This window comes from Actinomadura chokoriensis (assembly GCF_041463665.1).
GTDB lineage: Bacteria > Actinomycetota > Actinomycetes > Streptosporangiales > Streptosporangiaceae > Spirillospora > Spirillospora chokoriensis_A.
On sequence record NZ_JAXCEJ010000046.1, the window covers coordinates 18,788 to 28,384 of the forward strand.

Genomic DNA, 9,597 nt, shown 5'->3' on the forward strand with positions numbered 1-9,597 from the left:
GTGGGGAATCCCACGTCCGGCGTCCGACACGCGAACGGAGACCCTGCATGGCGACGCAGAACCCCGCCACGGGACGGCCCGCCGAGCCGGACGCGCCGGTGCCGCCCGAGTCGCAGGGCGACCCCGTCCTCGCCGACATCGCGACGGCGCTGCTCCACCTGCGCCGCGTCTGGGCCAAGCCCGACCTCATGAAGCAGATCCGCGCCCAGACGTCCGCCGGGCGGGACGGGCGGCCGCTGCAACTGTCCAACCTCATGGTGGTGAACGCCGTCGCCGCCCTCACCGCCGCCGCGGAGCCCGACTGCGACGCCCGGCCCTGCGAGGTGACGGTCGGCGCCGTCGCGGAACGGCTGGAGATCGACCCGTCCACCGCGAGCCGGCTGGTCGGGCACGCCATCGACGCCGGGCTCGTGTCGCGCCGCCCCTCTCCCGTCGACGCGCGCCGCGCCAACCTCGGGCTGACCGAGGCCGGGCTGCGCGTCAAGCGGGTCTCCGACCGGTCCCGCCGCGCCTACCTCGACGCCTTCATGGCCGGCTGGACGGCGGACGAGCGCACCGAGTTCGCCCGGCTGCTCACCCGCTTCGCCGACGCGGCGGCCCAGGCACCGGAGTACTCGGACGGCATCGGCCGGATCTTCGAAGAGGCCGCCGCCGACTGACCGCCGCCCGTTGCCGGAGGGCGCGAGGACACCCCCCACGCAGCCGTCCCGGCGAGACGCTGTCTTCCAGCTCACAGCGCCGACCGGCGTCCTGCGGAGGGCACCGGTCGGTGCTTGCCGGGAATCCCGCTGTGGGCGGTCAGTCGGTGTTGAGGGTCGAGGTGCGCCTGAGGTACTCGTCCTCGTCGATCTCGCCGCGGGCGAACCTCTCGGCCAGGACCGAGCGCGCCTTGGCGAGCGGGTCGGGCGCCGTCGCCGTCGCCGTGCCGCCACCGGTGCGGCGGCGGATCAGGTAGAACACCGTTCCCAGCACGGCCAGCCAGAACAGGCCGAACGTGATCGGGAAGACCGGCCAGAAGGCGGGCGCGTTCCCGTCGTGCCAGCCGCCCGGGTGCATCGCCGCGGCCTGCGTCGCGAGTGTCGTCAACATGGTTCATCGACCTTCCTGTCGTGCGGATAGGTCGATGCTCGGCGACGGGTACGGGGCGGCGCGTCGGCCGGCCGGAGGCATTCGCGCTACGCCCGCCGGAGTACCGCGATCACCACCAGGGCGGCCGGTAGTCCTCGTCCTCGGCGGGACGCGCGTCCCGCGAGCGCTGTCCGTGCGGGTCGTCGTCGGCCCGGTCCACCGGCTGGGCGGGCCCGAGCGGCGGTTCGGCGTCCGCGGGGCCGGACGGCGGGACGGCCGGGAACACGCCCGTGGCCTCCTCGTCCACGCGAGGTACGGGCGGGGGCGGCGCGTCGTCCGGCGGTTCCGGGGATACCGCGGAGGGCGAAGCGGTACCCGGTTCGGGCTCCTCCGGCAGGCCCAGGGCGCCCCGGCGGAACGCCTCCCAGTCGTCGTCATCGAGGGCGTCGTCCGCTGCGGGGACTTTGCGGCCGTTGGCGTGGCGGCCGTTGACGTCATGCCCGTTGTGCCCGTTGGTGAGCTCGTGCCCGTTGGTGAGCTCGTGCCCGTTGGTGAGCTCGTGCCCGTTGGTGAGCTCGTGCCCGTGGGTGAAGCCGTGGCCGTTGGCGAGCTCATGCCCGCTGCCGGACGCGGACCCGTTGGCCGGAACGTGCCCGTTCGTGCCGTTGGACGCGTACTCGCCGGCGACGAAAGGACGCAGCTCGTGCGGCCTGGCCGGAGGCTGTTTCGGCTCGATGGGCGGCGGCAGCGGCTCCTCGACGGGACCGGACCGTGCGTCCGAGAACCAGGGAGAGGGGTCGGCCGGTCGCGCGTCCGGAGGAGCGGGCGCGGGTTCCAGGGGCGGGCCCTGGTACGCCTGGGTGTTCTGCCAGAGCGGCACGTTGACCGGCGCGATACCCGGGTCTCCGGCGGCCGGCCCGGACGCGGGCTGGCCAAGCATGACGGGGGCGGGTTCGCGCGCACCGGCGGGAGCGGGCGGCAGGCCGTAGTCGGGGACGGCGTCGTCCTCCCCCGTGTAGCTCTCCCCCGTGTAGCTCTCCCCGACGTCGCTCTCCTCGGCGTCCTCCTCCGGGCGGTGCCGCTGCCGCCAGCCGAGCACGAGCCCGAGGACGACGAGCAGCCCCCCGCCGCCGAGGACGAGCAGGAGCAGGAAGCCGGAGTCCTGCTCGGGGGACTCCGCGACCGGCTGCGGCGTCGGCGAGGGGGACGGCGGCGGCGCCTGCACCGGCCCGCTGGACGTCTTGTTGATCTTGTGTGCGGCGTAAAGGGTGCGCAGCGCGTCGACCGTCCCGCGGCAGGCGGGCGAGCCGGTCGGCTGGCCGCGGCGGGCCGGGGAGCCCTGGATGAGCGCCTGCCTCACCTCGGCCGGAGTCAGCTTCGGGTAGCGGGACCGGACGAGCGCGGCGACGCCGGCGACCATCGCCGACGACGCGCTCGTGCCCGTCCCGACGACGTAGCCGTTGCTGGCGTCGGCGCTGACGATGTCCACGCCGGGGGCGCAGAGGGCGGCGTGGGACCGGCGGTTGCTGTCCTTCCAGAGGCGCAGGTGGCGGTCGAGGGCGCCGACCGCGATCACTCCCGGGTAGGCGGCGGGGAAGTTCTTGCGGTTGGCGCCCGGCCCGTCGTTGCCGGCGGAGGCGATCAGGACGACGCCCTTGGCGAGCGCGTACTTGATCGCGCTCTCCTGGGACTTGGTGCCGTTGTAGAACTGGCGCCCGCCGCCGAGCGACATGTTGATGATGCCCGCGCCCTGGTCGACGGCGTAGCGGATGCCCTGGGCGACGGCGTCGTTCTCGCCGGTCACGGTCTGCTGCCCATTGTCGCGCCGCAGCGGGTCGTCGTTCTCCAGCGTCACGCGCACGGACAGGACGCGGCTGAGCGGCGCGACGCCCATCATCCCCTGCGCCAGCCCGGGGCCGTGCCCGTGCCCCGAGATGATGCTCGCCATCGACGTCCCGTGCAGGCCCCAGTAGCGGGTGCCCGGGCGCCGCACGCCGCCGGTGAGGTCCGGGCCGTTGGTCACGTTGCCGGTGAGGTCGGGATGCTTCTCGTCGACGCCGGTGTCGAGGACGGCGACGGTCACGCCGCGTCCCTTGGAGTACTTCCAGGCGTTCTGGGCGCGCAGGGACTTCAGGTGCCACTCGCGCGCCCGGATCTGGTCGGTCCGCGCGTGGACGAGCGCCCCGGCCGCCGCCCCGCGCACGGCCTGCTGCCTCCCCGGCTGCCCGGCGGGGACCATCGCGATCGGCACCGCCACGGCGGCCCCGAGGGTGACGGCGGTGAGGGCCGCGGCCGTCCGGGCGCCGAACCGCAACGGGGACAGGGCCGGGCGGGCTCGCTCCGGACGGCGTCGACCGGCTTCGGACACGCCGCCGCACCTCCCTCCGGCCCACCGCCGCGCTTCACGGCGGGTGACATTCTGCCACGCGAACCGCATCTCGCCCGGGCACTCGGCACATTAGGGCATGGTCCCGGACAGTATGGATCTTCCGTCCCGCCTGTCCCCCGCCCGGCGTCCTTTACTCTCCGGTGACCGAGCAAACGGCAAACGCCACCCCGCCGCACCGGCCGCCGTCAGTGCGCGCCCGCTCCCGTGAGGGCCCGGACGGAGAGGTCGTCGTAACGTTCGGAGTCGGCCTTGTCCCGTCCGAGGAGGGTCCCGGCGACCGCGCACGCGAACCCGAACGGGATCGACACGAGACCCGGGTTCTCCAGCGGGAAGACGTGGAAGTCGACGCCCGCCGGGAACAGCGACAGGCTCTGGCCCGTCACCGGATCGACCTTCCCGGACACGACGGGCGAGAAGAACACCAGCACCAGCGAGCCGCCCAGCCCGCCGTAGATGCCGGCGACGACGCCGGCGGAGTTGAACCGCCGCCAGAACAGCGAAAGCACGATCGCCGGGACGTTCGCCGCCGCCGCCATCGCGAACGCCAGCGCGACCAGGAACGCCACGTTCAGGTCCCGCGCCACCACCGCGAGGACGATGGCCAGCGAGCCGACGAGGAACGACGCGAACCGCGCGACCGCCACCTCCTGCGACTCGCGCGGACGGCCGAACATCAGCACCTGGCCGAAGTAGTCGTGCGCGAGCGACGTCGACGACGACAGCACGAGCCCCGACACGACCGCGAGGATCGTCGCGAACGCCACCGCGCCGATGAACGCCAGCATGATCTCCCCGCCGACGTGCCCGCCGAAGTGCTCGCCCACGGCCTGGGCGAGCTGCGGTGCGGCGGTGTTGCCGGACGGGTCCTGCGCGACGATCGCCTGCCGTCCGACGAGGGCCGCCGCGCCGAAGCCGAGCGCGAGCGTCATCAGGTAGAAGACGCCGACGAGGCCGATCGCCCAGGACACCGACGTCCGGGCGGCGCGCCCGTCCGGGACGGCGAAGAACCGGCCGACGATGTGCGGCAGGCCGGCGGTGCCGAGCACCAGCGCGAGCGCCAGGCTGATGAAGTCGAGCTTGTTGACGATCGTCTGGTAGGCGTCGCCGGGGACGTCCTGCCCGTAGCGCTGGCCGGGACGCAGGAACGCCTCGCCTTTCCCGCTCGCGTCGGCGGCCGATCCGAGCAGCGCGCTGGCGTCGAACCCGAACCTGCCGAGCACGAGCGCGGTCAGCACGACCGCCCCCGCCATCAGCAGGACGGACTTGATGATCTGCACCCAGGTGGTCGCCTTCATCCCGCCCAGCGCCACATAGAAGATCATCAGCGCGCCCACGACGACGATCGTGACGGTCTTCGCGGTGCCGGCGCCCATCCCGAGGAACCGCTCGCCCCGGTGGATGCCGAGCAGCAGCGACACCAGCGCCCCGGCCCCGACCATCTGGGCGAGCAGGTAGAACACCGACACCGTCACGGTGGACACGGCCGCGGCCCGCCGCACCGGCGCCTGCCGCCGCACCCGCCGCGCCAGGACGTCCCCCATCGTGAACCGTCCCGCGTTGCGCACCATCTCGACCAGCAGCAGCGCGAGCAGCCACGCCACCAGGAAGCCGATCGAGTACAGGAACCCGTCGTAGCCGTTCAGCGCGATGATCCCCGCGATGCCGAGGAAGGACGCCGCCGACATGTAGTCGCCGGCGAGCGCCAACCCGTTCTGCGCGCCGGAGAACGTCCGGCCGCCCACGTAGAAGTCGTCCGCGCCCCGCGTGTTCGCCCGCGCCCGGAGCGTGATGGCGAGCGTGATCAGGATGAACGCGACGAAGAGCCCGAACGTCAGCGTGCGTCCGGTCACCGCAGCTCACCGGCCAGCGGGTCCAGCCGCCGCCGCGCGTAGACCGCGTAGCCCACGGCGAGCGCGAACGTCGAGACGAACTGCAGCAGGCCGAGCAGCAGCGCGACGTTGACGTGCCCGACGACCGTCAGCGCCATGAACCCGCGGGCGAACGCGGACAGCCCGACATAAACGAAATACCACCCGAGGAAGACGGCGGCGATCACCGCCGCCACCCGCCGGAACCTCCTCCTGAGCAGCAGAAACCTCTCGTACTCCGCCACCGGCGCAAGTACCCCCACCATCGGGCCTCCCGTGACCGAACATGACTCTCCGCATCGATGCGAATGCACTATGAGATCAAAGATTCACGTTCGACAAGACCCGTTTGGTGAGTGTTTAGCGAGATGGTTGCCGCGCACCCCTCGCTCCGTCTCGACCTTGACCGCCCGAAGCACCTCCTGGACCGGTCCACGGCGGCGTCGACGCTGCGCTCCGACCCCGCCTCGTCCGTCCCGCGCCTGGTGCCCATGCCGATCGGCAACGTCTGCCGGAGCGGGAGGCCCCGGCGTGAGCGACCCGGGTGGTCAGCGTGGGGAGCGGCGGTGTCTGCGGCGGGCGCGGAAACTCTCGACGAGCGCGACACCGATCATGGCGAGGCCGATCTGGAAGACGAGTTCGATCCAGTCGATCCCGCGGGTCGTGGCGACGCCGACGCTCTGCGCGATCGCCGTTCCGATGATCGCGGCGACGATGCCGACGATCAGGGTCATGAAGATGCCGATCGCCTGGCGGCCGGGCAGCAGCAGCCGGCCCAGCCCTCCGATGATCACTCCGACGATGATCGCCGAGATGAGGCCCGTGATGTTCATGCCGTCCCTGTGCCCACTTCGGACAGCCCCTCACCTGGGCGAACGGTCTCCCATGGCGTCCAGGTCGCCGAAAGTCAGCGCTGGGCCGCCGAGCGCCCCTGCTGGGCGGCGGAGGCGCGCAGGCCGTCGATCTGCCAGATCGAGGCGCCGGTGCGCCAGTTCCTCGCCGAGCTCACAGAGCGGTGGACGGGACAGCCGGACGAGCAGCATCCCGACACCGCCGTGGGTGACGTCCGGCCCGGCTATCTGCGGGAGACGCGCATGGGAACCGCCCCGGCGGGACGGTAGGTGATCTCCGCGCGACTCGGCACGGTCACGCCCGGCGCCAGATCCAGCCGATGGGTGCGGCTGATCGCGGCCAGCACCAGCGTCGCCTCCAACATCGCGAACCCGGCCCCGACGCAGATACGCCTACCGCCCCCGAACGGCAGATACGCATATCGGGGACGTTGCTGCTCTCCCATGAACCGTTCCGGCCGGAAGCCCTCCGGATTGGGCCACACGTCCGCGTTCCGGTGGATCAGGTAAGGCGGGACGGCAATGGTCGACCCCGCCGGCACCTTCACGCCCGCGACGTCATCGTCCTCAATGGCATCGCGCTCGATCGTCCACGCGGGCGGATAGAGGCGCATCGCCTCCGAGAGGACGGCCTTCGTCCACGGCAACTGGTCGGCGTCCTCGGCCTTCGGCTCCCTGCCGCCGAGAACGTCGTCCACCTCGTCCTCCAGCCGCTCTCTCGCCGCCGGATATCTGGACAGCAGCACCAGCGTCCACGCCAGCGATGCCGCGGTGGTCTCGTGCCCGGCCAGCAAGAGCGTCAGAACCTCGTCCCGGAGTTCCTCGGTATCGAGTTCTCCCCGCTCCTTGAGCAGATTCAGCAATTCCCCGCCCGACGAGCCCTCGACGACCCTCTGCACCATCCCGTCCAGATACGTGAGCGCGCCCCCGAGCCCGGGCATTCGCCGGTAAAACCCCCGCTTGGCGGTCGCACCCGGAAGGAACGTCCCGACGACCGCAGCCCGTTGCAGCGCCTCCAGCGCCTGCCCGGTCCGCCGTGCCTCTCCGGCGAGTTCACTTCCAAAAAGCGCCCGTCCGACGATGTCCAGCGTGAGTTTTCGCAACTCCGCCGCCGCGTCGAGCGTCACCCCGTCCGGCCACCGCTCGACTCCCCTGACGGCCGCCTCCACCATCTGCGGCGCGAACCCGACGACATGCCGCTGCGAGAACACCGGCTGCACCAGCCGCCGGTGCCGCCGCCAGATGTCGCCCTCGCTGGTCAGCAGACCGTCCCCGAGGACGGCGCGCAACGGCCGATAGGTGAACGCCTTCACGTAGTTGTCCTGGTTCGCCACCAGCACCCGCTCGGCATGTTCGGGCCGCGACAGGAGAAAGAACGCCCGCCGCGGCCCGAACGGCACCCGCACCGCGTCCCCGTACCGCCGTGCAAGGCCCCCGTACGTCCCCATCGGGTCCCGGGCCATCCGCCCCCACCACCGGAAGGCCTCTGCGTTCCCCGGACCGGCAACACCCAAAGCACCCATACACCCACCGTAAAGCCATTCCGCCGCCCGCGCCGGTCCGGCCGCAGCGCGGACGCCGCACCGAGCCCGACCCTCCGCGGCAGGACCGAGCTCGGAGCGGCGGCGCCCACCGCCGGGGGCTACGGCTTCTTCGTCTCCCAGTACTTCCAGCCTTCCTTGCTGGTCGGGATGTTGGCGTAGAAGGCGTCCAGGAACTGGTCCTTGCAATTCGAGCGAGTACGGTACTTCTCGAGCAGCACCTTGTAGCCGATCACGCGGTAGCGGAGGTGCCCGTAGCGATTCTTGCTGATCTTGTGCTCGTACCAGTGCCCCACCGTAACGGTGTTGGACTTGGTCGCCGACTTCGACACGTTCGCCTTGACCGTGGCCCACACCGCTCCGATGGACGCCTCCGCACCGGCCTCCAGCGTCGCGGACTTGGTGTACGACTTTTCGACCCTTCCGGTGATCTTCCCGCCCTTGCCGTCCACGAAGTTCGTGCCGGGCACCCAGTAGCTGACCTGCTTCTTCGACTTGACCTTGTAGTAGACCTCGGGCGGGCATCCCTTCGCCGCCTTGACCGGGGCGGCCGGCGAAGCGGGGGCGGCCATCGCCGGCGCGGCGCTCACGGCGAGCGCCGCCGCAGTCACCAGGCCGAGTCCGATCGCATGGAACCGGGTCATGTGCACTCCTCTTGTTCGACGCGGAAGCCGAAGTGCTTTCGCGCTACGTGCCGCAATGGCGGGGATCCCGACTAACGCCGACGCGGCCGACGTCGAGCATTCAAGTCGTCCTGATCATGGATTTGCACCCATTCGAGCATTCGGGATGGACCCGAACGCGGTCGTTCTGCCACACTCTGCGCGTGAACGACTACGAGGCCGAACTGGATCCTTCTTCGGTGACCACCGAGGAACAGTTCGTCGTGGCGCTGCGAAGACTCCGGGAACGCAGCGGCCTGACCTACAAGGAAATCGAGCGGCGCACTTCAGCCGAGGGCGGGCTTCCGCTCCCGGCGTCCACCCTGGCCACGGCCCTGCACCGGAACACCGTGCCCCGGCGCGACGTCGTGGCGGCGCTCGTCCAGGTCTGCGGCGGTGACGTGACCCGCTGGCTGACGGCCCGGGAACGCCTCCTCCACCCGATGCCCATCGAACCGTCCGTCCCGTCCACCCCGCCTACCCCGTCCGGCTCGTCCGCCTCGTCCGAGCCAAACGAGAGCCGACCGGCCCCACCGGAAGACTCGGCATCGCCCCACCGCCCGCCGAGCCGGAGCACCGCCGTCTTCACCGCGGCCCTCGCGGTGGCCGCGCTCGCCGTCGGCGCCGTCCTCACCCGTCCGTCCGAGAGCTCGGACGGCCACCCCCAGACGCCGACCCCATCGCCCGCCGCATCGGGCCTGACCCTCGAACTCGGTGGGCTGTGCCTCTCGGAGCGGCCGAACGACAAGACGGGGCTCATATTCCTCGCGACCTGCGAGCAGAGCTTCCCGGCACGCCGACTCACGCAAGACGGCGAGTTCTGGCGCGTCACCACGCAGCACCCGGAGTTCGGCCCGGGCTGCATGGGAGTTGTGGACGCCTCCTTCGAACCGGGCACCCCCCTGTCCGACGACACCTGCGATCGCATCCAAACGGACCGCTTCACCCTCCACAGACTGGCGGGCGGAGTCCAGCTACGCCCCAAGGACCACGAACTCTGCGTCGGAGTGAAAGGAGCCCCCGCCGTCCGCGCCCAGGTACTCCAGCTGCCCTGCGACGAACACGCCCCCGGCCAGCTGTTCACCATCCCCGGCCACTAGGCCCTGTTCGTAGTTCAGATCAGTTGCCGCTGGTCACGATCGTGTGATTCCCCCCCGCCGGGGCGGGAGCGGGCGGTATCACCAGTGTGTGACACGCGGTGATGTGACCGATACGGAA

The 9,597-nt window shown here is 71.5% G+C and carries 10 protein-coding genes; 3 read left to right on the top strand and 7 right to left on the bottom strand.

What is annotated here, in order from left to right; genetic code table 11:
• Positions 1–47: 47 nt before the first annotated feature.
• On the top strand, positions 48–659 hold the full coding sequence (locus SM418_RS37170) for a MarR family winged helix-turn-helix transcriptional regulator (protein WP_371946341.1): 612 nt from the start codon (positions 48–50) through the stop codon (positions 657–659).
• A gap of 139 nt (positions 660–798) precedes the next feature.
• Here SM418_RS37170 and SM418_RS37175 read toward each other — a convergent pair whose 3' ends face one another.
• The 5 genes from SM418_RS37175 to SM418_RS37195 all read right to left on the bottom strand — a co-directional run bounded on the left by SM418_RS37175 (position 799) and on the right by SM418_RS37195 (position 6,158).
• On the bottom strand, positions 799–1,089 hold the full coding sequence (locus SM418_RS37175) for an SHOCT domain-containing protein (protein ID WP_371946342.1): 291 nt from the start codon (positions 1,087–1,089) through the stop codon (positions 799–801).
• A gap of 109 nt (positions 1,090–1,198) precedes the next feature.
• Entirely contained in the window at positions 1,199–3,436 is a 2,238-nt protein-coding gene (locus tag SM418_RS37180) for a S8 family peptidase (protein WP_371946343.1), read from the bottom strand.
• Between the two features lie 206 nt (positions 3,437–3,642).
• Positions 3,643–5,307 (bottom strand): monocarboxylic acid transporter, encoded by a 1,665-nt coding sequence (locus tag SM418_RS37185; RefSeq protein ID WP_371946344.1) that lies wholly within the window; start codon positions 5,305–5,307, stop codon positions 3,643–3,645.
• Complete coding sequence (locus tag SM418_RS37190; protein ID WP_371946345.1) at positions 5,304–5,591, bottom strand: DUF485 domain-containing protein; 288 nt, start codon at positions 5,589–5,591, stop codon at positions 5,304–5,306. The genes SM418_RS37185 and SM418_RS37190 overlap by 4 nt, the downstream gene beginning before the upstream one ends.
• Positions 5,592–5,873: 282 nt before the next feature.
• Positions 5,874–6,158: a GlsB/YeaQ/YmgE family stress response membrane protein gene (locus SM418_RS37195; protein WP_371946346.1), complete on the bottom strand. Its 285-nt coding sequence runs from the start codon at positions 6,156–6,158 to the stop codon at positions 5,874–5,876.
• Between the two features lie 9 nt (positions 6,159–6,167).
• On the opposite strand from SM418_RS37195, the gene SM418_RS37200 reads away from it, so the two are divergent.
• A complete protein-coding gene (locus SM418_RS37200; protein WP_371946347.1) occupies positions 6,168–6,446 on the top strand; it encodes a hypothetical protein in 279 nt (92 codons plus the stop codon).
• Here SM418_RS37200 and SM418_RS37205 read toward each other — a convergent pair.
• Both SM418_RS37205 and SM418_RS37210 read right to left on the bottom strand, forming a co-directional pair.
• Positions 6,401–7,639, bottom strand: a complete 1,239-nt coding sequence (locus tag SM418_RS37205; RefSeq protein ID WP_371946348.1) for a cytochrome P450 — start codon at positions 7,637–7,639, stop codon at positions 6,401–6,403. The two genes, SM418_RS37200 and SM418_RS37205, sit on opposite strands and share 46 nt — an antisense overlap.
• A 179-nt stretch (positions 7,640–7,818) precedes the next feature.
• Positions 7,819–8,361 (bottom strand): hypothetical protein, encoded by a 543-nt coding sequence (locus tag SM418_RS37210; RefSeq protein ID WP_371946349.1) that lies wholly within the window; start codon positions 8,359–8,361, stop codon positions 7,819–7,821.
• Between the two features lie 182 nt (positions 8,362–8,543).
• Between SM418_RS37210 and SM418_RS37215 the strand changes: the two genes are divergently transcribed.
• A complete protein-coding gene (locus SM418_RS37215; protein WP_371946350.1) occupies positions 8,544–9,479 on the top strand; it encodes a helix-turn-helix domain-containing protein in 936 nt (311 codons plus the stop codon).
• Positions 9,480–9,597: the final 118 nt, after the last annotated feature.

Coding starts and splice junctions, on each gene's coding strand:
- SM418_RS37170 (WP_371946341.1), top strand. CDS start 48: ATGGCGACGCAGAACCCCGCCACGGGACGGCCCGCCGAGCCGGACGCG.
- SM418_RS37210 (WP_371946349.1), bottom strand. CDS start 8,361: ATGACCCGGTTCCATGCGATCGGACTCGGCCTGGTGACTGCGGCGGCG.
- SM418_RS37175 (WP_371946342.1), bottom strand. CDS start 1,089: ATGTTGACGACACTCGCGACGCAGGCCGCGGCGATGCACCCGGGCGGC.
- SM418_RS37190 (WP_371946345.1), bottom strand. CDS start 5,591: ATGGTGGGGGTACTTGCGCCGGTGGCGGAGTACGAGAGGTTTCTGCTG.
- SM418_RS37195 (WP_371946346.1), bottom strand. CDS start 6,158: ATGAACATCACGGGCCTCATCTCGGCGATCATCGTCGGAGTGATCATC.
- SM418_RS37205 (WP_371946348.1), bottom strand. CDS start 7,639: ATGGCCCGGGACCCGATGGGGACGTACGGGGGCCTTGCACGGCGGTAC.